Source organism: Comamonas aquatica (assembly GCF_018064205.1).
GTDB classification, from domain to species: Bacteria; Pseudomonadota; Gammaproteobacteria; order Burkholderiales; family Burkholderiaceae_C; genus Comamonas; species Comamonas aquatica.
Genome location: NZ_CP072916.1, coordinates 3517451 through 3538999 on the forward strand (window position 1 = coordinate 3517451; position 21549 = coordinate 3538999).

20 protein-coding genes and 1 pseudogene are annotated in these 21549 nt (G+C 61.7%); 4 read left to right on the forward strand and 17 right to left on the reverse strand.

The window, feature by feature from the left end; all coding sequences use genetic code 11:
- Window positions 1-4 precede the first annotated feature (4 nt).
- From cobM to KAQ61_RS16530, 3 genes and pseudogenes are all read left to right on the forward strand, one after another.
- Window positions 5-835: a precorrin-4 C(11)-methyltransferase gene (gene cobM / locus KAQ61_RS16520; protein ID WP_210929858.1), complete on the forward strand. Its 831-nt coding sequence runs from the start codon at window positions 5-7 to the stop codon at window positions 833-835.
- Window positions 832-1674, forward strand: a complete 843-nt coding sequence (cobF, locus tag KAQ61_RS16525) for a precorrin-6A synthase (deacetylating) (RefSeq protein WP_210929859.1) — start codon at window positions 832-834, stop codon at window positions 1672-1674. Before cobM ends, cobF begins: the two co-directional genes overlap by 4 nt.
- A gap of 871 nt (window positions 1675-2545) precedes the next feature.
- Window positions 2546-2713, forward strand: a pseudogene (locus KAQ61_RS16530) (IS5/IS1182 family transposase); the annotation flags it as partial.
- A gap of 28 nt (window positions 2714-2741) precedes the next feature.
- Here KAQ61_RS16530 and KAQ61_RS16535 read toward each other — a convergent pair.
- From KAQ61_RS16535 to rpmH, 17 genes are all read right to left on the reverse strand, one after another.
- The gene (locus KAQ61_RS16535; protein ID WP_210929860.1) at window positions 2742-3041 is read right to left on the reverse strand and encodes a putative barnase/colicin E5 family endoribonuclease; all 300 of its coding nucleotides are present in this window, start codon (window positions 3039-3041) and stop codon (window positions 2742-2744) included.
- A gap of 12 nt (window positions 3042-3053) precedes the next feature.
- Window positions 3054-3323 (reverse strand): hypothetical protein, encoded by a 270-nt coding sequence (locus KAQ61_RS16540; RefSeq protein ID WP_210929861.1) that lies wholly within the window; start codon window positions 3321-3323, stop codon window positions 3054-3056.
- Between the two features lie 100 nt (window positions 3324-3423).
- Window positions 3424-3714, reverse strand: a complete 291-nt coding sequence (locus KAQ61_RS18995; RefSeq protein ID WP_276514448.1) for an HGGxSTG domain-containing protein — start codon at window positions 3712-3714, stop codon at window positions 3424-3426.
- Between the two features lie 46 nt (window positions 3715-3760).
- On the reverse strand, window positions 3761-4987 hold the full coding sequence (locus tag KAQ61_RS16545; RefSeq protein ID WP_210929862.1) for a plasmid recombination protein: 1227 nt from the start codon (window positions 4985-4987) through the stop codon (window positions 3761-3763).
- Window positions 4988-5073: 86 nt separating this feature from the next.
- Window positions 5074-5424 carry a hypothetical protein gene (locus KAQ61_RS19040; RefSeq protein ID WP_338026725.1) on the reverse strand — a complete coding sequence of 117 codons (351 nt, stop codon included), beginning with the start codon at window positions 5422-5424 and terminating at the stop codon, window positions 5074-5076.
- 10 nt (window positions 5425-5434) lie between these two features.
- Window positions 5435-5671: a helix-turn-helix transcriptional regulator gene (locus tag KAQ61_RS16555; protein WP_042416223.1), complete on the reverse strand. Its 237-nt coding sequence runs from the start codon at window positions 5669-5671 to the stop codon at window positions 5435-5437.
- Between the two features lie 113 nt (window positions 5672-5784).
- Window positions 5785-6273 carry a hypothetical protein gene (locus tag KAQ61_RS16560; protein ID WP_042416219.1) on the reverse strand — a complete coding sequence of 163 codons (489 nt, stop codon included), beginning with the start codon at window positions 6271-6273 and terminating at the stop codon, window positions 5785-5787.
- A gap of 120 nt (window positions 6274-6393) precedes the next feature.
- Window positions 6394-9498: a type I restriction endonuclease subunit R gene (locus tag KAQ61_RS16565; RefSeq protein WP_210929863.1), complete on the reverse strand. Its 3105-nt coding sequence runs from the start codon at window positions 9496-9498 to the stop codon at window positions 6394-6396.
- 218 nt (window positions 9499-9716) lie between these two features.
- On the reverse strand, window positions 9717-10622 hold the full coding sequence (locus KAQ61_RS16570; protein ID WP_244982929.1) for a DUF3800 domain-containing protein: 906 nt from the start codon (window positions 10620-10622) through the stop codon (window positions 9717-9719).
- Between the two features lie 84 nt (window positions 10623-10706).
- Window positions 10707-12065, reverse strand: a complete 1359-nt coding sequence (locus KAQ61_RS16575) for a restriction endonuclease subunit S (RefSeq protein WP_210929864.1) — start codon at window positions 12063-12065, stop codon at window positions 10707-10709.
- Window positions 12055-13605, reverse strand: a complete 1551-nt coding sequence (locus tag KAQ61_RS16580) for a type I restriction-modification system subunit M (protein ID WP_210929865.1) — start codon at window positions 13603-13605, stop codon at window positions 12055-12057. The genes KAQ61_RS16575 and KAQ61_RS16580 overlap by 11 nt, the downstream gene beginning before the upstream one ends.
- A gap of 208 nt (window positions 13606-13813) precedes the next feature.
- A complete protein-coding gene (locus KAQ61_RS16585) occupies window positions 13814-15136 on the reverse strand; it encodes a tyrosine-type recombinase/integrase (protein ID WP_042412110.1) in 1323 nt (440 codons plus the stop codon).
- 239 nt (window positions 15137-15375) lie between these two features.
- The gene (mnmE, locus tag KAQ61_RS16590; protein ID WP_210929866.1) at window positions 15376-16818 is read right to left on the reverse strand and encodes a tRNA uridine-5-carboxymethylaminomethyl(34) synthesis GTPase MnmE; all 1443 of its coding nucleotides are present in this window, start codon (window positions 16816-16818) and stop codon (window positions 15376-15378) included.
- 204 nt (window positions 16819-17022) lie between these two features.
- Window positions 17023-18726, reverse strand: coding sequence for a membrane protein insertase YidC (gene yidC, locus KAQ61_RS16595; protein ID WP_210929867.1), 1704 nt, complete (start codon window positions 18724-18726; stop codon window positions 17023-17025).
- Window positions 18723-18995, reverse strand: a complete 273-nt coding sequence (gene yidD / locus KAQ61_RS16600) for a membrane protein insertion efficiency factor YidD (RefSeq protein WP_081770599.1) — start codon at window positions 18993-18995, stop codon at window positions 18723-18725. Before yidD ends, yidC begins: the two co-directional genes overlap by 4 nt.
- Window positions 18996-18998: 3 nt before the next feature.
- A complete protein-coding gene (locus tag KAQ61_RS16605) occupies window positions 18999-19499 on the reverse strand; it encodes a ribonuclease P protein component (RefSeq protein ID WP_210929868.1) in 501 nt (166 codons plus the stop codon).
- 61 nt (window positions 19500-19560) lie between these two features.
- A complete protein-coding gene (gene rpmH / locus KAQ61_RS16610; protein ID WP_042412105.1) occupies window positions 19561-19695 on the reverse strand; it encodes a 50S ribosomal protein L34 in 135 nt (44 codons plus the stop codon).
- Between the two features lie 345 nt (window positions 19696-20040).
- Between rpmH and dnaA the strand changes: the two genes are divergently transcribed.
- Window positions 20041-21450 (forward strand): chromosomal replication initiator protein DnaA, encoded by a 1410-nt coding sequence (gene dnaA / locus KAQ61_RS16615; protein WP_042412104.1) that lies wholly within the window; start codon window positions 20041-20043, stop codon window positions 21448-21450.
- The last annotated feature ends 99 nt before the right edge of the window (window positions 21451-21549 follow it).

Below are 21549 nucleotides of genomic sequence, written 5' to 3' on the forward strand. Positions count from 1 at the left end.
CGGCATGACCGTGCATTTCATCGGCGCCGGCCCCGGCGCCGCCGACCTGATCACCGTGCGCGGACGCGACCTGATGGCCCGCTGCCCGGTGTGCCTGTATGCCGGGTCGCTGATCCCGCGCGAACTGCTGGCGCACTGCCCGCCAGGCGCGCGCATCGTCAACACCGCGTCCATGGACCTGGACCAGATCGTGGCGGAAATCCAGGCCGCCGAGGCCCAGGGCCACGACGTGGCCCGCCTGCATTCGGGCGATCTGTCCGTCTGGTCGGCCATGGGCGAACAACTGCGCCGCCTGCGCGAGCTGGGCATTGCCTACAGCGTCACGCCCGGCGTGCCCTCGTTCGCCGCCGCGGCCGCCACGCTGGGTGCCGAGCTGACCCTGCCCGGCCTGTGCCAGTCCCTGGTGCTGACGCGCACCTCGGGCCGCGCCACCGCCATGCCCGAGGGCGAGAACCTGGCCGCCTTTGCCGCCACCGGCGCGGTGCTGGCCATCCACCTGTCCATCCACGTGGCCGAGAAGGTGCAGGCCGAGCTGCTGCCCCACTACGGCGCCGACTGCCCCGCCGCCATCGTCTGGCGCGCCAGCTGGCCCGATGAGACCGTGGTGCGCACCACCGTGGGCCAGCTGGCCCAGGCCGTGTCCAGCCGCATGGAGCGCACGGCCATCATGCTGGTGGGCCGCAGCATCAGCGCCGAGGACTTTGGCGAAAGCCGCCTCTACGCCGCCGACTACGACCGCCGCTACCGCCCCCTGGGCACCGAGCCGCGCTTTCCCGCCGCAGGCACTGCCGTGGACACCGCCACCGACCGCCCCCTGGGCCACGACGCGGCATGAGCCGCCCCCTGCCCCCCGTGGCCCTGACGCTGATCGGCATTGGCACGGGCAACCCCGACCACCTCACGCGCCAGGCCCTGCAGGCCATGCGCACGGCCGACCTCATCCTGCTGCCGCACAAGGGCGAGGACAAGGCCGAGCTGGCCGCGCTGCGCCAGTCGCTGTGCGATGCCGTGCTGGCCGACGTGCCCACGCCGCCGCGCGTGGCCGGCTTTGACATGCCCGTGCGCCGCAGCCAGGGCGATGACTACCTGGCCCAGGTGGACGAATGGCATGCCGCCATCACCCGCTGCTGGCAGGCGACGATGGCCCAGGCCCTGGCCGACGGGCTGCAGCCACGCCAGGCCGAAGGACCGCTGCACGTGGCCCTGCTGGTCTGGGGCGATCCCTCGCTGTACGACAGCACCCTGCGCATCGCCGCGCGCATGCAGCCGCCGCCCGTGCAGGTACATGTGGTGGCTGGCATCACCGCCGTCCAGGCCCTGACCGCCGCCCACGCGCTGGCGGTGAACGAGATCGGCCAGCCCTTCACCGTGACCACCGGCCGCCAGTTGCGCGACCACGGCTGGCCCGCCGGGGTGGACACCGTGGTCGTCATGCTGGATGGGCAGTGCAGCTTCACCCACCTGCCGCCGGCGCTGGCGCAGGAGGTTGACATCTGGTGGGGCGCCTACGTGGGCATGGCCCAGCAGGTGCTGGACCACGGCCCGCTGACCGAGGCCGGCGCGCGCATCCTGGCCACGCGCGCCGCCGCGCGCGCGCAGCACGGCTGGATCATGGACATCTACCTGCTGCGCCGCCGCAGCGCGGCAGCCCCTGCCACGGCGTTCAACGTGTGAAAAAGTAGCGGATACCGCTGATGCGACAAGGACTTCCAGTCTTTTGAGGCTGGAAGTCCTTTGTCTTGGTGCGCCAAGCGCTCTGTTTTTTAAGTGCCGCGCAGACCGTACCTGGGCCATCCACCCAAGGTGGGCAGCCACCCTGCGCACAGGGCGGCGCCGCGCTCACTTCCGATGCAGAAGCTAGAAAACAAGACTAATCCATTGATATAAAACAACTTTATTTTTTAATAATTTTAAATGGGCACACATATGGGCACACGCATCTGACCTGCCCCTGTTGGAATGCTTTTCTTCACGAGCACACATAGAGGCGAAATTTCTGGATTAGGCACCGCTCAACGTTCTAAACACCTTCGCGCGGGCGCTCATGATGTTGCGTGGCTTTCCACGCTGGTGTGCAGCTAACCCCAAAAGCGGGCGCGGGCGCAGTTGTCTGGCCACTGGCACCGGACTGATGTTTGGTTGGTTAAAAGTGCTGTCTCAGTTTGCTGGTTTCTCGCAATCCAGTTTGCTGGTTTCCAGCAAACTAGGTTGCTGCTTTCACGCAAACTAGATTGCAGCTTTTCTGCAATCTGGAATGCAGGGTGAAGCGGATCAAAGAGGCGCCGTCGGCACCCCTACCCGGTTGGAGCCTGCCTACCGCTGCCCAGCCCCCGATACAGGTCAAGCGCTGCGTTCTGCCGGTCCAGCAGCAGCGAAACAAACTGGACCTGGGCCGAGAACAGGCTGTTGCGCGCGCAAATCTCAACCAGCACCGTGCTTTGCAAGCGGCTGAACACTGCATTGCAAGCATCTGCGCTGTCCGCGACAATACTTTCAGTGCTCGCTCCCAGGCCGTCCGCGTAGGTGTAGTGGCGGTTTGCGTAGCTACCACCGGCGAAGTCTGGTGGAAACGAAGATGAACTGCATCAAGCGGCTAGGTGAACGCGTGATGTCTCGCACCTTTGAACGCCAAGTCAACGAGCTGCACATCCGAGCAGCCATATTGAATCGATTTACTGAACTGGGCCGTCCTCAGACGGCAGCCGTGGCCTAGCCACGGCCGGGGTCTGGGGTCACTCGCCTCAAACTGGATTTATGCAACAACGCCGTGCAGGGGTAGAGTTACCCACCTCGATCCGGCGCGCTTCTTCCCCCTTCGCAATGGTCTGTACCAGGCCTTCTTCCAGCAGCTGGATAGCCTCTTGGCGTGTCATGCCGTCCTTGGCCTGGCGTTGCGCCAGGATGTGGGCGATCCCGCGCTTGTCATCCCCCCACACGAAGTCCACCCAGCCCAGGCCCGCGCGGTGCATGGCGCGGGCCGGCAGGATGTAGTCACGGATGATTTCGGCGTCGGACAGCGCCAGCGAACGGAAGCCGGACACATGCTGGCGCAGTCAGGAGCGAATCTCGGCGATGGCGCGTTGCACGAAATGCAGCTTGGGCGTGGTCTGGGCCATTTCGGCCAGGACTTCTTCGACCGCCACGCGGCAGCACAGGTCGATACCACCACGCAGACCGTATTCCTGAATCTTGGCATCCACCTGGGCACGGCGCATCGTGGCGATCTGGTTCAGGCTGGGGGCCAGCTGCTGGTCAAACAATCCATCGTGCCCAATTCCCCGACTCGCCAGCATGCGGGCGGTGTCGTTCAGCTTGATTTCCATCTCACAGTGACCCACCAGCCACCAACAATCTAGCGCAGCATTTCCAAGTTTTTGTACCTTGGAAATGTCAAGTTTTGTCTGGTTCTCATGGGGTTGGGTTTTAAGCCGTGCCTTTCCGTTCAGTTTGTCGGTTCTTCCTGGGGCGACCGCCTTTCTTTCCATTACGGCGGCTGGCAGCCTTGCCCTTTTTGGTTTTGGGTCCCGTGGACAAGCCGCCGTGCAACTTGCAGCGTCCGCCGCGATACAGGACCCTGCTTTTGCAGGGAGTGCCCTTGCGCGTCCTCGCGCCACAGCAGTCGCTGTGGAGATGGACGGACGCAGGTTCGTGATCAGCGCTCTGATTGCCAGATGCTGGCGCCGGTATGGCATGTCGTTGAGTGGGTTGGTGCATGGGGGCCTTTGTCTTGCAATTGAACGAATTTGTGCGTCGTCCAATCTCAGGGCACTCGCGCTTTGAGCAGCCACCATTGCAAAAGCATGCAGTTCAGCAAGCCAGGCGCCACCAGCCGACTGGTGCGTTGAGGAGTCGGTTGCGGGGACTTTGCGGCCGGCCACGATGGGATTGGTGCTGCCCGTACCCTGGAGATGCTTGCCTGGAGTGTCGATCGAGGCTGGGCCAGGATGCCAAGGCTGGTATGGATGGGCCAAGTGGGACCAGCGCCAGCGAACCCTACAGAGCATAGGGTTCGCTTTGGCAGGGTCGGCAACTTCAGCGTGACTAGGACATTCGCTGGGGGTGAAGAACTGCGAGAAGCTTCTGAGATGGGACGGGCACCCACCATGCTGGCGGCAGGCTTGGTCCGTGCCGGTGCCGTGATGTGGGCACGCTGGTATTCCGGGCTTTGGCGGTAGCGCTCCGCAGCCGCGCCACGGAGCTTGGCAATCGGCTTGGTAAAAAACTCAGCCATCGTTTTCGTGCCCTTGGGGCGGCAACGAGGGCGAGGCGGACTCAGGGTATCGGCGGGCCCCAACGTCGGGGCCAGGGCTGCATAAAACGCCTGGGGGGCTTCTTCAATGCAGTTGCGAAGCAGCTGGGCCACGCAGCTTTTCCACATCGGGTCTTTGCGGTGCTGGAGTGCGCGAATGACTTCCCCGGCCATTTGTTCTGCCGTCAGCGCCATCTCGGAATGGTCCAGCAGGCCTAAAGCGGCTGCGTGGGGCTGCATGGTTTGTTCAAAGCGCGCCAAGCGCGCACGCAGCTGTGCTTTACCACCCAGTAAATCCGAGCCTTGCATCCGGCCCTGGACCAGGGGAACGATCAGCACATGCATGTGCTGTGCGCTTTCATCCTTGTGCACGACAGCGCTCAGGAGGTTGGCGCTGCCAAACTCTGTGGCCATCCAGTCCAAAGCAGCTTGGAAGTACGCGGATTCGTCATCGTGGATGCCCACAGGCAGGCTGACCAAGGCCTCGATCAGGCGCACGGCATCCACCCGGAGCTTGTCGATCCCTGCTGCTTCCAGCTGTGCTTTGTAGGCGGCGTTGACCGCATCAGCCGTCTGGTGCCCGAGCAAGACGAAGTTGAGATGCTGCTGGCCTGGGGTGATGTTGGGCGTCAAAGCCAGCTCGCGCAGATTGTGCCGAGCAGCCCGTAGCGCTGCCGTGGGGCCCTTGAGCTTGGCAAAGCGCACCAGCAGGTTGGCAGGGCGTGTTCGGCGGTCCATCTGCACGCGTGCCCCTCAAATGACTCCAGCCGTGACGAGCACGGCTGGGTGGAAGAGGGCCAGCGAACGCATGGCGGGGCAGCGGTTTAGTGGATACCCAAAACGCGGCGCAGCTCGGCGACCGACCAGGCCAAGCGGTTGTTGATGCGGGCAGGGCGCAGCGGCCCTGTTTCCTTGCAGGCCCACAGGCGCAGGGTCTGCTCGGAGCGGTTGAGGTGGAAAGCCGCCTCGGCGGTAGTGATGTGGGAGCGGGTTTCTTCGTCCAGGCAGCCTGCCATGCAGACCACAGCACCAGTGTCTGTGTTGATACGCGTGGAATCGCTACCACCGTGGCAGCGGCACTCCGAGGTCTTCCGGTTTCCACGGCCCGTCAGTTTCAGCCCTTGCACTTCATCAAAAGTCGAAGCCTTCGGCAGGAGGTCACGATCAAAATTCATGATCGCCCCCTTACTTCTGGCGGCTGGCAGCAACGCGCGCTGTCAACCACTCATCTACTTCCGATTCAACCCAGCCGACGGCCTTGGCACCCACGGAGATGGGTTTGGGAAAGGTGGAGTCGAAATCCCCCGGGCGCTTGGGGTTCCAACGCATCTTGGCGTAGATGCTGGAACGCGACAGCCCTGTGCGCGCCTCCAGTTGTTTGCGACGAATGATGGTCAGCGCTTTGGTAGTTGGTGCGGCCATTTCTTACCTCCTAGAGATTCAGAAAGCCGATGCGTTCTGCACCGGCACGGCCGCAGTCTCGAAAAATTTTCCCGATCGCCTAACCCCTGATAAAGCGCTTTATCAGGGGTTGCTTATGCAAACAGATTTTCCAAAACAGACGCAGGGAAGCCATTGAAAACATCCTGGTACTTGATATAGGCCTTCTCTACCGCCTTGTCCCCAGCATCCGCACTGTGAAAACGATTCGCTGCCTCCCCGATTGCCTCCAGCTTGGTTTGTCCTTGACGGCGTGCCCACACGACATAGGCAGCACAGCGAATATCACGGAGCTCCGTATCCTCGCGCTGGTGTTTTCCACGGGGCAGCGTGAACCCAAACGCTTGTTCCGGCGTGGACCGCTTTCTCTGCTTGTGCCACTCGTCCGTGTCATCGCACAAACGCCCCATGACGATGCGAAAGTACCGAATGAACAACGGGTCCTGTATCGACACCACATCGGCATCTTTCAGCCGCTGGTTGAAATACTCTGCCAATTGCAGCGCCAGCTCTGGATCGTGCCCTGCCTCGAAATTGCACAGCGCAGCATCCAACCCCTCGTCACTGCTGAGATCCCACTTCATCGTTTTCCTTTCGTTGTCAGTGTGGTGTGCATTCGGACCATTCACACCCAGGCTGCCGCATCGGCTCAACAGCTCTCTGCTGCAAATGAACAGCGTCGATCATGACAAGCAGTGCAAGGTCTACATCGCCCACTCTTCACCCAGGGCATGCGCCTGACGCAGCACCAGCTCTACCGCCGCATCAGCCGCATCTGGTGGGTACTTGTACTTGCGCAAAACCCGCTTGACCATCAGCCTCAGCCTGGCCCGCACGCTCTCGCGTTCATTCCAGTCCACGCTCAGGTTCTGGCGCAGGTTCTCGGTCAGCTCGTGGGCGATCTTCTTGAGGGTTTCATCGGTCAGCTCCCGCACCGCTGATTCATTGGTAGCCAAGGCGTCGTAAAAGCGCACCTCGTCCTCGGTCAGACCCAGCAGCTCACCCCGGCTGGCGGCCTCGCGGAACTTCTTGGCCATCTCGACCAGTTCTTCCATCACCTGGGCGGTTTCAATCGAGCGGTTCTGGTAGCGCTTAATCACGTTGCCCAACAGGTCGGAGAACTTCTTTTCCTGCACCACGTTGCTGCCAAAGCGGCTCTTGATTTCGCCTTCCAGCAAGCGCTCCAACAACTCCACCGCCAGATTCTTCTCTGGCAGGTTCTGCACCTGGGCGAGGAACTCATCGTCCAGCAGCCCAATATTGGGCTTATCAAGACCAACCGCATCAAAAATATCTACAACTTGCTCAGACACCACAGCGTTACTGATGATTTGCCGGATGGCCTCGTCGCGCTGTTCGTCGGTGCGTTTCTTGGCGGTGATGTCGCGCTTGGTCAAGATCACCTTGACCGCCTGCATAAAGGCCACCTCTTCACGCACGGCCTTTGCTTCGTCCAGCGTGCAACACAAAGAAAAAGCCTGCGTTAGCGCCAGCGTGGTGTCGGCAAAACGGCGCTTGCCGTCTTTGCCACCCTCGGGCTTAAGGCCCAGCACATGGTTAGCGGCCCGCGCCAAGCTGCTGTGCCCGCCGGTCAAAAAATCGCTGTAGTCACAACCATGCAGCAGCGCATGCAGTACATCGAGCTTCTCCATGAGCACGCTGTACGCCTCGCGGGCATCCACTGTGGGGGTGCCCCGCCCTTTGCTGGCGGTGTACTCCTTCATGGCAGCCTTGAGTTCGTTGCCAATCCCGATGTAGTCCACCACCAGGCCGCCCTGCTTGCCCTTGAACACACGGTTCACGCGCGCAATTGCTTGCATCAGGTTGTGGCCCTTCATGGGCTTGTCCACATACAGGGTGTGTACGCACGGGGCATCGAATCCGGTGAGCCACATGTCGCGCACGATCACCAGGCGCAGCGGATCAGCGGGATCCTTGAAGCGTTTTTCCAGGCGTTTTTTGACCTTGCCGTCGTAGATATGGGGACGCAGCAGGGCTTTGTCGCTGGCAGAGCCGGTCATCACGATCTTGATAGCGCCTTTTTCTGGGTCGCTGTCGTGCCAGCCAGGGCGCAACTTGATGATCTCGTTGTACAGGTGCACACAGATGTCGCGGCTCATGGCCACCACCATGGCTTTGCCCGATTGGGCGGTGCTGCGCTCTTCAAAGTGCGCCACCAGGTCAGCGGCCACGCTGGCCACACGGGGCTCGGCCCCAACGATTTTTTCCAGGGCGGCCCAGCGGCTTTTCAGTTTGGCTTGCTGGCTTTCTTCCTCGTCCTCGGCCAGTTCATCGACTTCGTCGTCGATGGCTGGCAGGTCTTCGTCTTTCAGCCGCAGCTTGGCCAAGCGAGACTCGTAGTAGATGGCCACGGTAGCGCCATCTTCCTTGGCCTGCTGCATGTCGTACACATGGATGTACTCACCAAACACGGCGCGGGTGTCATGGTCAGAGCTGCTGACCGGGGTGCCGGTAAAGCCTACAAACGTCGCATTGGGCAACGCATCACGCAGGTGCTGGGCATAGCCTGCCTGGTACTTTTCTTCGCCAGGCTTGCCTTTGAGGGTCGCCTTGAAGCCATATTGGGTGCGGTGCGCTTCGTCGGCGATCACCACGATGTTGCTGCGCTCGGACAGCACGGGAAAGATGTCCTCATCCTCCCCCGGCATGAACTTCTGGATGGTGGCAAAAATGATGCCGCCCGAGGGACGATTGCCCAGCTTGGCGCGCAGGTCTGGGCGGGTCAGTGCTTGGGTCGGCTGTTCCCGCAACAGGTCCTGGGCCAGGCTGAACACGCCAAAGAGTTGACCATCCAAATCGTTGCGATCGGTGATCACCACGATGGTGGGATTCTCCATCGCGGCTTCCTGCATCACACGGGCGGCAAAGCAGGTCATGGTGATGCTCTTACCGCTGCCCTGGGTGTGCCACACCACCCCGCCCTTGCGGGATGCACCAGGCCGCGACGCTGCCACCACTTCTTCGATGGCAGCACGCACTGCATGAAACTGGTGGTAGCCCGCGATCTTCTTAACCAGCTGTCCGTCGTCCTCGAACAGAACGAAGTAACGGATGTAGTCCAGCAGATACTGGGGCGCCAGCACACCGCGCACCAGCGTTTGCAGTTCCTGAAACGGCCCCAGGGGATCGATGTTCACCCCATCAATCGTGCGCCAGGCCATGAAACGCTCGGCGTTGGCAGACAGGGACCCCATCAAGGCATCGGTGCCGTCCGAAATCACCAGCACCTCGTTGTACTGGAACACGTCCGGGATCTGCTCCTTGTATGTCTCGATCTGGTCAAACGCCTTCCAGATGTTGGCGTTTTCGTCGGCAGGATTCTTCAGCTCCAGCAGCGCCAGCGGCAGGCCGTTGACGAACAGAATGATGTCGGGGCGACGGGTTTTGTGCGGGCCTTTGATGGTGAACTGGTTGACGGCCCACCATTCGTTCTTCTCGGGGTGCGTCCAGTCAATCAGGCGCACGAAGTCGCCGCGTGTCTCTCCGTCCTCTTGATACTGGACCGGCACGCCGCCCACCAGCAGCTTGTGGAAGGCACGGTTGGCAGACAGCAGAGAGGGGATGCCCAGATCCAAAACCTGCTTGATGGCATCTTCACGGGCAGCCACGGGAATGCCTGGGTTCAGGCGGTTGATGGCCTCGCGCAGCCGAAAGGGCAGAACAACCTGGCGGTAGTCGGCGCGCTCGGGCGAAGACCCGTCGAAGGCGATGTCGGGCCCATACCGATGGGTGTAGCCCACGTCTTGTAGCCAGGCCAGGGTTTCTTGTTCGAGTTGCTCTTCAGTCATGCTCAATCCCTCCAGTGCGGCACCAACCCATGGCTCCGCTTGTGTATTTCGGCGGGTCTACGCCCGGTACTCTCACCCAGCAAACACTCCGCATCTCAGCCAGACGGCCACATCCACAGTGGCTGCCAACGTAGCCAACGGCTGTCCTTGCTGCGGTCGTGATGGGGGCCATATCGATGCTCTTGGCAGTAATCCGGGCATTAGGCTAAACTTCGTACCTAAGTGGATTGGGGGTTCCTGGTCGGCGCTACAGCCTCGGTGGGTTCATCGGGGCTTTTCGCTTTCTGGGGCGGATAAATCACCAAGCCCACATCCTGATAGCCGGTGCCCACACAGGCACGGCCACCATCACAGTAGAACTTTTTCTTCAGCACATCGAACGCAAGGTTCGGCTGTGCAGGGCGCAGGTAATTCAACCCGACGGGCCGAGCCACCAGGTCGGCCAGCTGCAAACCCGCCAAATTGGTCTTTTTGTCGGCGAACACCACGTCAAACGGCAACACCCGGTTGCCGGGGTTGTCGCCATCGCAGATACGGCGAAATTCCAACTCCAGCTCGGCATCTTCTTTCTTGCCACGGCACTCCACCACCACATGGGTCTTCACGCCATCCTGCCCCTTCTCGGCCAGAAAACCACGCAGTGCCTCCAACCCCATACCCAGTGCAATGTGGTACGGATTGGTCAGTGCCCCAGCGGATCGGTGCATCCGTGCTTTGTCCACCACGCACGCAATCAGGATGAAGTTGCTGGCTTCCATGATCGAGGTCAGCCCCGCCATGAACGCATCGCGCGTGGGCCGATGGGCCAGAAAGGTGAAGTCGCCCTTCTGTTTGCGAATTTCGTTCTCATGCAGCACCACGCTGTCATGACCAAAGTAGTTGAACTTCAGCTTCTCGACGGCCGGCACGATCTTTTCTGCGTAATGCCGTTTGTGAAAGACGCACAGCGCCAGCACGAACACCGGGTAGTCCCTGTCAATGCTGGCCAGGGAGTGGTCACCGCTTTCATCCACATACACCACGTAGTCGCTGAACCGACGACCCGCGAGTTCCTGCGGAGCCTGCTCAACGGGTATCGCCTCGACGGATTCAAACAGCGCGTATTGGGTGCCTGCGGGGGTCATGGTGTGGGGTTGACGAAGTTCAATAACAAAAAAGGCCTCTGGCGCTCGTTCAACAAGCGCAAGAAGCTATCAAATACACAGCATTCATGCTTGCGGGACGCCGCCCAAAGCGGCCTCAGTGGTGGCCTGGGCTTCGGGCAGGCGCAGTTGGCCGGAGATCAGGCGGGGGAGCAGGGTGTCGCGTATTTGGGTCAGTTCGTCAATCTGAATCGTGAGAGTGCGATCCACCAATGCACGAACTATCTCTGAAAAAACGTTGAGCACGGAATCAGGGGGAACAGCCACTAGCTCTTTCTCAAGAAAGTGCGTCGTTTGAAAGTTGGCGATGCCAGTGCTTTGATTTTGGTACTCCCAAGTCTTTCCTTGGTTGTAGATAAATCGAAGATGCTGGCCAAGCAGTACCCCTGTTGCTCGATCAACAGGCCGGAAAAGACGGCAAAAGCTTGCTGGCTCCACAGGGCAGTCGAATCGCTTTAGTAGGTCGTCCGTCACATAGAGCGCTCTACCCGTCGGCTGATCCTTACTGCCGCCCGATACCTCAATCACTATGTCGCCATCTTGAAGCTGGCGAGTTGATAGTTTTTTCTCGCTGGTGTACCGGATCGGCACTCGGTTATCCCGCCCGTTTTGCAAGTCGGGAATGTCGGTGCCCCTGATGATGGCAACGCGCACGGTGTTCTTCTCTTCCGGCTGCTCAGATCCCCAATCGCCACCAATGCTGTGCGCCAAAAGCGCGCCAAATGGCTTGAGTACCCATCCCCTCGGCACCGCCCCCAACTCCGACGTTTCCAACCCATCCGGAAACAGCGCCGCCGTGGCCTCATCCATGCCTTCGGGCGTGCGGCCTTCCATCTTGGCGCGCACGGGGTCGAAATCGACGAACCAGGACTTGAACAGTGCCTGGGCGATGGCTTCAAGGGTGGCGTTGGTTTCGCGCAGGAGGGCGATGCGGTCGTCGAGTGTCCGTAGGAATGCCGCGACTTGCTTTTGATAATCCAAAGGTGGGACTATCACCTCATGCTTTTTCAGGATTTCAGTTTTAAGGTTGGTAAAAACTGAGCCATTACCTTGCCTGATAAGGTTTTCGCGCTCAGTTTGTAGGAGGTAGTAGCAGTACCACTGGTCAAGGCCACGAAAATTTCTGAGCAGCATCCAACCGTCGTGCACACATGCGTGAATCTGCATGAACTTCGGAATACCCGGAGTTGCACTGTTCGATAGGATGAAGTCACCAGGGAAAACTTCGACGCTTTTCTTCGCTCCTTCTGGTCGAATGAACTCTGCCGTCTTGGATATAAACGGCGAGGTTGAAGCAGTGGCATCTGAAATTTTGACCCATGGAATTCCGGTAGGTGCAAGCCAATCGTGAATTGGACGGGGTGAAGCGCCGCGTTTTATGTCACAAAGTTGGTCAAAAGTAGTTCGTGGCCACTCAAAACTCATACCCCAGCCCCCCCAGCTTCGCCCGAATCACCGCATCCAGCTCGGCGCCCTTGGACATTTGCTCACCCAGCTTTTCGGTGAGCTTCCGCATCTTGTCGGCAAAGGCTTCGTCGTCGTCTTCCACCTCTTCTGCGCCCACATACCGGCCAGGGGTGAGCACATGGCCGTGCTGCGCGATCTCGGCCAGGGGCACGCTGCGGCAAAAGCCTTTCACGTCTTCATAAATGCCCGCTCCCGGCTCGCCGCGCCAGGCGGCCACCACGGCTTCGATGCGGGCGATGGTGTCGTCCGTCAACTCGGCCTGAACGCGGCTGATCATGCGGCCCTGCTTGCGGGCGTCGATGAACAGCACTTCGCCCTTGCGCGCTTTCTGCTTGGCCAGGAACCACAGGCAGGCGGGGATTTGGGTGTTGAAGAACAACTGGCCCGGCAGGGCCACCATGACGTCGACCACATCGGCATCGACCATGGCGGCGCGGATCACGCCTTCGTTGTTCTGACTGGAACTCATGCTGCCGTTGGCCAGCACGATGCCTGCGCGACCCGTGGGCTTGAGGTGGTACAGCATGTGCTGCAACCAGGCATAGTTGGCGTTACCGTGGGGTGGGTCGCCAAACTCCCAGCGCGGGTCGCCTTCCAGGCTGCCGTGCCACCAGTCGCTGATGTTGAAGGGCGGGTTGGCCAGGATGTAGTCGGCCCGCAGGTCGGGGTGCTGGTTGCGGGTGAAAGTGTCGGCAGGCTCGCGGCCCAGGTTGTAGTCAATGCCGCGAATGGCCAGGTTCATGGCGGCCAGGCGCCAGGTGGTGGGGTTGCTCTCTTGCCCGTAAATGCTCACGTCGCCCAGCTTGCCGCCGTGGGCTTCGATGAACTTCTCAGACTGCACAAACATGCCACCCGACCCACAGCACGGGTCGTACACCTTGCCTTCGTGCGGACTCAGGATGGCGACCAGGGTTTTGACGATGCTGGCGGGGGTGTAGAACTGCCCGCCCTTCTTGCCCTCGGCGCTGGCGAACTGGCCCAGGAAGTATTCATACACCTGGCCCAGAACGTCGCGCGCCTGGGCGGCGTTTTCGCCAAAACCGATGGTGGACACCAGGTCCACCAGCTCGCCCAGCTTGCCGTCGGGCAACTGGGCGCGGGCGTAGCGTTTGTCGAGGATGCCTTTGAGCTTGGGGTTCTCGGCCTCGATCAGGGTCAGGGCGTCGTCAATGCGTTTGCCAATGTCGGGCTGCTTGGCCGCGTTGCGCAGGGCTTCCCAGCGTGCGCCTTCGGGCACCCAGAAGACGTTGGCCTCTTTGTAGTAGTCGCGGTCTTCCAGCTCGGCGGCAATGTCGGCGGGGTCGGCATCGCCGTAAAAGTATTCGTCGTTCGGGTCGGCCAGGCGCTGCATCAGCGTGGCGTGGTGCGCAGCGAAGGTGTCGGAGATGTATTTAACGAAGATGAGGCCGAGCACCAGGTGCTTGTATTCGGCGGCGTCCATGTTGGCGCGCAGCTTGTCGGCGGTGGCCCAGAGGGTTTTTTTGATGTCGTCGAGCATGGGGAAGAACAGGTACGGTCAGGGTCCCAAGAGACACTGGCTTGATTTGTAACTGCATTCATCTTAGCGGCGATCCGCAGCATCCCGGATGCCCAAGCTGCCTATCCGGCAGCGTGGCGCCAACCTGCAGGCCCAAAGATGAGCCCGCAGGCAGCGCCAGCAGAGGCATTGCCCCTGTCAAAGGCCGTGGGGGAGTCCCGACAGAGGCTCACGCCGCCTGGTACGTCTTGCCAAACCGACCGATGATGACTTTGCGACCCTCGTCAATCTGGTTGTCTACAAAGTCCGCCCACCACTGCAACATATCGCGGCGCTGCTCCGCATATTGCGCCCGGTTGTAAACGCCACGGATGCCTTTTTGCTCGTGCGCCAAGGACTTTTCAATCCAGTCTGAGTTGAAACCGGCTTCATGTAACAGGGTGGAGGCTGTGCGGCGGAAATCGTGGATCACAAAATCCCGCACATCCAGCTCCAAGGCACGCACGGCCACATTCAGGGTGGACTGAGAGATGGGCTGGTGCAAGCTGCTGCGGCTGGGAAACACCCATTCTGATCCGCCGGCCAGGCCCTTCAACTCTTCAAACATGGCCACGGCTTGGCGCGACAGGGGGACAAAGTGAGGCCGGTCTTTCTTCATGCGCTCCATCGGGATGCACCACTCGGCGTTTTCCAGATCCAGCTCTTCCCAGCGGGCATGCACCAACTCGGTCTTGCGCACCATGCACAAGATGAGCAGGTGCAGCGCCAGCTTGTGCGCACGCTTCATGCCGGACTGGTAAATCCCACGCAGCAAGCGCCCCACTTCCTCGGGACTGAGGGCCACGTCCCGGCTGCGCGCCTGGGCGATGAACTTGGCCTCGATCGCTGCCGCAGGATTGAATTGCATCTTCTGCCGCGCAATCGCATAGGCAAAAAGGCGCTTCAACACATTGCGGGTTTGCAATGCCATTTGGTCGGCGCCACGCGCCTTGATGCGGTCGGTGATGGCCAGCACATCCTCGACCGTTACGTCCGACACCTGCTGGGTCCCAATCGCCGGAATGATGTCCTTCTCCAGCACCCGCCGCACATTGCGCGGGTTGCTATTGGATGGTTCGGCAATCTCTGCAAACCAGCGCCACGCAAAGGCAGCCACCGAATCCTCTTGCTGGCGCTGCTCTTCTTTGGCACGGGCCTTCTCAGTCGTTTTCTGGCACCAGTGCTTCAGATAACTATCCGCCAACTCCTTGGCAGCAGGCGTGGCATCTGCAGACACCAGATCGCCCCGCTTGAGTGCCATCGGTGACACGCCCCGGGCCGCCAAGGCTTTGGATGCCTCCCGCCAAGCACGCGCATCCCCCAAGCTGTAGACCGGGTATTCACCCAGGGTCACTTTCTCCTGCTTGGCGCCACGCCCCCCCATGCGATAGCGCAAGCGCCATGTCTTTTGGCCACTGGGCAAGACCTCGACAAACAAGCCGCCTTCATCGGCTTCTTGGTACGACTTGTCGCGTGGTTTCAATGCTTTGAGCTTGGTGTCCGTCAGTGGCATGGGCGCAGTCTCCTCGAGGAGGTGTGCCCATGGGAAGCAAGGTGATTGCTTAAAAAATCATCAAGGGCACACCGACATATTTCTGATGGGCACACCATTCTCAAAATGGGCACACATCTGGGCACACATTCTGACGGATCCATGCGGAACATCCAAGAACAACCTGGATGAATATCAATGATTTATCAATGGGTTGTAGATCAGAAAACAGAACAATCCGGACCGTTGCGGAACCAAATTTATTTTCCAATACAAAAGCTGGAGAAGATCACGCCCAGCAGGTCGTCGGATGTGAATTCGCCCGTGATGCTGTTGAGCGCCGTCTGCGCCAGGCGCAGTTCTTCAGCCAGGATGTCCAGCGCCGGGCCGGGCACGTTCAGCTGCGCGTGCGCTTCCTCCAGGTGGGCGCCCACGGCCTGCAGCGCCTCCACATGGCGCGCGCGGGCAATGTACAGGCCCTCGGCCGCCGACTGCCAACCCGCCACCTGCAGCAGGCGCTGGCGCACGGCGTCCAGCCCCTCACCCGTGCGGGCTGACAGGCTCAGGCTTTGCTCCGTCCCTTTGCGGCCCACCAAGGGCGCCAGGGTCTGCATCTGCGCGCCGGGCGCGGCCAGGTCGGTCTTGTTCCACAGGTCGATGACGGGAATGTTCGGCGCAATGCGTGCGGCCAGCGTGTGTGCAATCTCCAGATCGTCGGCCACGTAACCGGCCTCGGCCATGCGCGAGAGGTCGTGCAGGAACAGCACGGCGTCGGCAGCGGCGATCTCGTCCCAGGCGCGGGCAATGCCGATGCGCTCCACCTCGTCTTCGCTGTCGCGCAGGCCGGCGGTGTCGATCACGTGCAGCGGCACACCGTCGATCTGGATGGTCTGCTGCACCTTGTCGCGCGTGGTGCCGGCGATCGGGGTGACGATGGCCAGCTCGGCCCCGGCCAGCGCGTTCAGCAGCGAGCTTTTGCCGGCATTGGGCTGGCCGGCGATCACCACCTTGATGCCTTCGCGCAGCAGCGCGCCCTGCTGGGTGCGGGCCAGCACCTGGCCCAGCTGGTCGCGCAGCGCGTCCAGCTGGCCATAGGCATCGGCCTTTTGCAGGAAGTCGATCTCTTCCTCGGGGAAGTCCAGCGTGGCCTCGACCAGCATGCGCAGGTGGACCAGGGCTTCGCGCAGCTCGCCGATTTCGCGCGAGAAGTCGCCCGACAGCGAGCGGCTGGCGCTGCGCGCCGCGGCCTCGGTGCTGGCATCGATCAGGTCGGCAATCGCCTCGGCCTGGGCCAGGTCGATCTTGTCGTTGAGGAAGGCGCGCTCGGTGAACTCGCCGGGCTGGGCCAGGCGCAGGCCAGGCAGGAGCGGAGCGCCGTCGGCACCCAGCGCCTGCGCGGCCTCCAGGCAGCGCGCCAGCAGCAGCTGCAGCACCACGGGGCCGCCGTGGGCCTGCAGCTCCAGCACGTCCTCGCCGGTGTAGCTGTTCGGGCCGGGGAAGTACAACGCCAGGCCATGGTCGATGGGCGCGCCCTTGGCGTCCTTGAAGGGCAGGTAGCTGGCCTCGCGCGGCTTCAGGTCCTTGCCCAGCAGGTGGCGCACCAGGGCGCCGATGGCCTTGCCGGAGACACGCACAATGCCGACGGCCCCGCGCCCGGGGGCGGTGGCGATGGCGACGATGGGATCGGAATGGCGGGCAAGCATGGCGTCACGTCCTCAGTAGGGGCGGTGCCCATGATAGCCAGGGGCACGCAAAACAGGCTTTCAAAACAGGAGCGCACTGCGCTTGGTAATCAACGACTTTGCAGTCAATCGACTGTGAAACGCAGTCCCGGCGCGCGCAGTGCGCTCTTGTTTTAAAAACCAAAGGCCGCTTGCGCGGCCTTTGGGGGATGTCAGCGGGGCGGCTTACTTCTTCTTGGCGGTGTCTGCGGGCGCCGACTTGAAGCTGGGCAGGTTGAACTGCGGAGGCACGCCCATGCGGGTGTTGATGACCCACTGCTGGGCGATCGACAGGATGTTGTTGGTCAGCCAGTACAGCACCAGGCCGGCCGGGAACATGAAGAACATGACGCTGAAGATCAGGGGCATGAACCACATCATCTTGGCCTGCATTGGATCGGGCGGCACGGGGTTCAGGGCCGTCTGCAGCAGCGAGGACAGGGTCATCAGCAGCGGCAGGATGAAGAAGGGGTCCTTGGCCGACAGGTCGGTGATCCACAGAATCCAGGGCGCGTGGCGGATTTCCACCGACGACAGCAGCACCCAGTACAGCGCGATGAACACGGGGATCTGGATCATGATGGGGAAGCAACCGCCCATGGGGTTGACCTTCTCCTCACGGTAGATGCGCATCATCTCCTGCTGCATCTGCTGCGGGTTGCCCTTCAGGCGCTCACGCATCTCCATGATCTTGGGGTTGATGGCCTTCATCTTGGCCATCGAGGCGTAGGCCTTGGCGTTCAACCAGTAGAACAGGATCTTCAGGAACAGCACCAGACCGACAATGGACCAGCCCCAGTTGCCCAGAATGCCGTGGATCTTGTCCAGCAGCCAGTACAGGGGCTTGGCCAGGATGGTCAGCCAGCCGTAGTCCTTGACCAGCTCCAGGCCGGGGGCCAGGGCTTCCAGGGTCTTTTCCAGCTGGGGGCCGGCGAACAGGCGCGCCTGCACGGTCTTGGTCTCGCCGGGTTGCAGCGTGCCCACGGGGGTGATCATGCCGGCGGCGTACAGGTTGTCGCCCACCTTGCGCGCGTAGTTGTCGCGCTGGATGCCGTCACCCAGCAGCCAGGCGCTGGCGAAGTAGTGCTGCACCATGGCCACGTAGCCGCTGGTGGAGGACTTCTCGAAGTCGAGCTTGTCCTTGTCGATGTTCTTGAACTCGACCTTCTGGTACTTGGCGGTGTCGGTGTAGATGGCCGGGCCGGTGAAGGTGGAGTAGAAGGCATTGCCGCCGTCGACCGCGTTGCCGTCACGCAGCAGCTGCAGGTACAGCTGGGGGGTGATGGCGGCCGTGCCGGCGTTCACCACCTCGTGCTGCACGCCGATGTCGTAGGCGCCGCGCTTGAGGGTGAAGGTCTTGACCAGCTTCACGCCGTCCTGCACGGGCGACTCGAAGCGCACCTGCAGCTCGTTCTGGCCGTCCTTGAGCGTGCGCTCGCCGGGCTGCACCGTCATCACGGTCTTGTGCGTGGGGTAGTTGCCGCCGATCAGGCCGGTCTGCGCCATGTAGACGCGGCTGCTGCTCTCGTCGAACAGCACGAAGGGCTGGCTGTGGTCGCCGTCGGCGGCGTACTTCAGCAGCTCGGCGTGCACCAGTGCACCGCCCTGGCCGTCAAAGGTCAGGCGCATCACGTCGGTGGTGACGGTGATCTTCTCGCGGGCCACCGGGGCGGCGTCCGCGCCACCGGGCACGTCGCTGGGCGACGCCGTCACTGCAGCGGCCACGGCCGCAGGCACTTCCGCCGGCTTGCTCTCGGCAGGCGCGGTGGCCGTCACGGGCGTGGGGAAGAACGTGGCTTGCTTGCCGTTGTGGATTTGCCATTTGTCCCACAGCAAAACCATGGAAAAGCCAAATATCACCCACAAAATGGTGCGGCGAATGTCGTTCATGAAGACTTCTTTGGTGAGGAAGAGGAGGTCAAACCGGTAAACAGCTTGGGCGGGTGGTCGGGCACCGGATCATGCCCGCCATCACACCACGGATGGCAGCGTACCAGTCGCCGCAGTGTCAAATAAGTGCCGGCCGCTGCGCCATGCTGCTCTAACGCCTTCAAAGAGTAGGCGGAACAGGTTGGTTCAAAACGGCAGGCCGAGCCCAGCCACGGACTCAGGAAAAAACGGTAGCCACGCACCAGGGCCATGAGCAGGGCGCGCACCATGGCTCAGCCCGCTTCCTGCACAGAGGCATCGGCCGCCGGCTTGGGCGCCTTGCGGCGCGTGGCGTGGGCCAGCAGCTGCTGCAGCTCTGCACGCACCGCCTGCTTCAGCGGCTCCGAGGTCGCGCTGATGAACTGCTTGCGGTCAAAGCCGGCACGCAGGCGCACCACATACGCCGCCGGCGGCAAGGCCTGCAGCTGCGCATCGAATTCGCTGGCCACGGCATAGATCTGCCGCTTGATGGTGTGCCGCGTCACCGAACGCTTGGCCCAGCGCTTGGGCACCAAGGGGCCCAGCCACACCTGGGGCATTTGGCACCCGGGCACGACAAACAGGGCCTGCGGTGCCTGCTCAGAAAGCGTGGCACCGGGCCCTGTTGGCACAGCGTCCTTGGCAACATCCGCAGCGCCCAGCACCAGGCGGTGCAAAGCAAAGTGCGGCGTCCGGGAAACGGTTCCCCCGGACATCGTTGCCTGAAATTGGGGGCGCGTTTTGAGCCGTTGCATCACAACAGGCCCTGCCATGCAGCAGGGATTGGTGTCAGGCAGTCGGCCAAGCGTGCTTGCCTTAGACGGCCAGACGCTTGCGGCCCTTGGCGCGGCGTGCGTTGATCACGGCGCGGCCGCCCTTGGTCTTCATGCGGACCAGGAAACCGTGGGTGCGAGCGCGCTTGGTCTTGGAGGGTTGGTATGTACGCTTCATGTTCGTTCCTTGAGAAGGTTCAGTTTTTTACTGGCCCATGCATTCCTCATGAATGCACACTGCCCAAATTCCCCCAGCCAAGCACATCTGCAAGGCGCCTGCCAGGGGCAAGCGGCCGCAAATAAAAGCTTCGCGCGGGGCTTATCACCCTGAACACATTCAGGGAAACCCAAAATTATCTCAGTGTTAGCCACCTCTTGCAATGACCCTCTAAAGATGGTCCAAAATACGCCCCCTGCACCAGACCGGTGCAAAAGTCGTCCGTGTTTGTGGATAACCGTTTGAAAAGCTACAATCACAGCCCCATCACCGTTCCTCCTATCCACAAAAAGCGCTCCGATTGAAATGACCGAGGAACCCACCAACGACGCCGGCCTGGGCCTGTGGCTGGCCTGCGTCGAGCAGCTCGGCCAGGACCTGCCCGAGCAACAGTTCAACACCTGGATCAAGCCCCTGACCGCGCACGTGGCGGAGGATTTCTCCAAGGTGACGGTGTATGTCGCCAACCGCTTCAAGCTGGACTGGATCCGCGCCCAGTACGCCGCGCGCATCGCGGGCCTGTTGGAAGACCTGTACGGCCAGCCCGTGGCACTGGAGTTAGCGCTTGCTCAGCGCGAAAGCGTTGTTCGCACGTATGTTCGCCCCTATGCCGGCGAGCGCAACACGCCCTCCGACAGCCCCAGCGCAGCGCCCACCTCCAGCCCCAGCGCGGAGGAACCGGCCTCGCCCGTCTTCCGCAACCGCCTCAATTCCGCCCTGACGTTCGAGACGCTGGTGGAAGGCACGGCCAACCGCATGGCCCGCTCGGCCGCCATGCACGTCGCCGCCTCGCCCGGCCACCTGTACAACCCGCTGTTCATTTACGGCGGTGTGGGTCTGGGTAAGACCCACCTGGTGCACGCTGTGGGCAACCAGTTGCTCAAAGACCGGCCCGACGCCAAAGTTCTCTACATCCACGCTGAACAATTTGTTTCAGATGTGGTCAAGGCCTACCAGCGCCGCACCTTTGACGAGTTCAAGGAACGCTACCACTCGCTCGACCTTTTGTTGATCGATGACGTCCAGTTCTTCGCCAACAAGGACCGCACGCAGGAAGAGTTCTTCAACGCCTTTGAGGCCCTGCTGGCCAAGAAGAGCCACATCGTGATGACGTCCGACACCTATCCCAAGGGTCTGGCCAATATCCACGAGCGCCTGGTCTCGCGCTTCGACTCCGGCCTGACCGTGGCCATAGAGCCGCCCGAGCTGGAGATGCGCGTGGCCATCCTGATCAACAAGGCCCGCGCCGAGAACGCCGAGATGCCCGAGGAAGTCGCCTTCTTCGTGGCCAAGAACGTGCGCTCCAACGTGCGTGAGCTGGAAGGCGCACTGCGCAAGATCTTGGCGTACTCGCGCTTCAACCAGAAGGAAGTGTCGATCCAGCTGGCCCGCGAGGCGCTGCGCGATCTGCTGAGCATCCAGAACCGCCAGATCAGCGTGGAGAACATCCAGAAAACCGTGGCCGACTACTACAAGATCAAGGTCGCGGACATGTACAGCAAGAAGCGCCCGGCGTCGATTGCCCGTCCACGCCAGATCGCCATGTACCTGGCCAAGGAGCTGACGCAAAAGAGCCTGCCCGAGATCGGCGAGCTGTTTGGCGGCCGCGACCACACCACGGTGCTGCACGCGGTGCGCAAGATTGCCGCCGAGCGCCAGCAGCTGACCGAGCTGAACCAGCAATTGCATGTGCTGGAGCAAACGCTCAAAGGCTGATGGAATTTTCCCTCGCCCAGCCCGGGCCTACCGGGCAAAATGAGGGGGTTTGGGTGGCCGCGAGAGGGAGGCTGCCCCATCCACAAGAGACCCGCATCC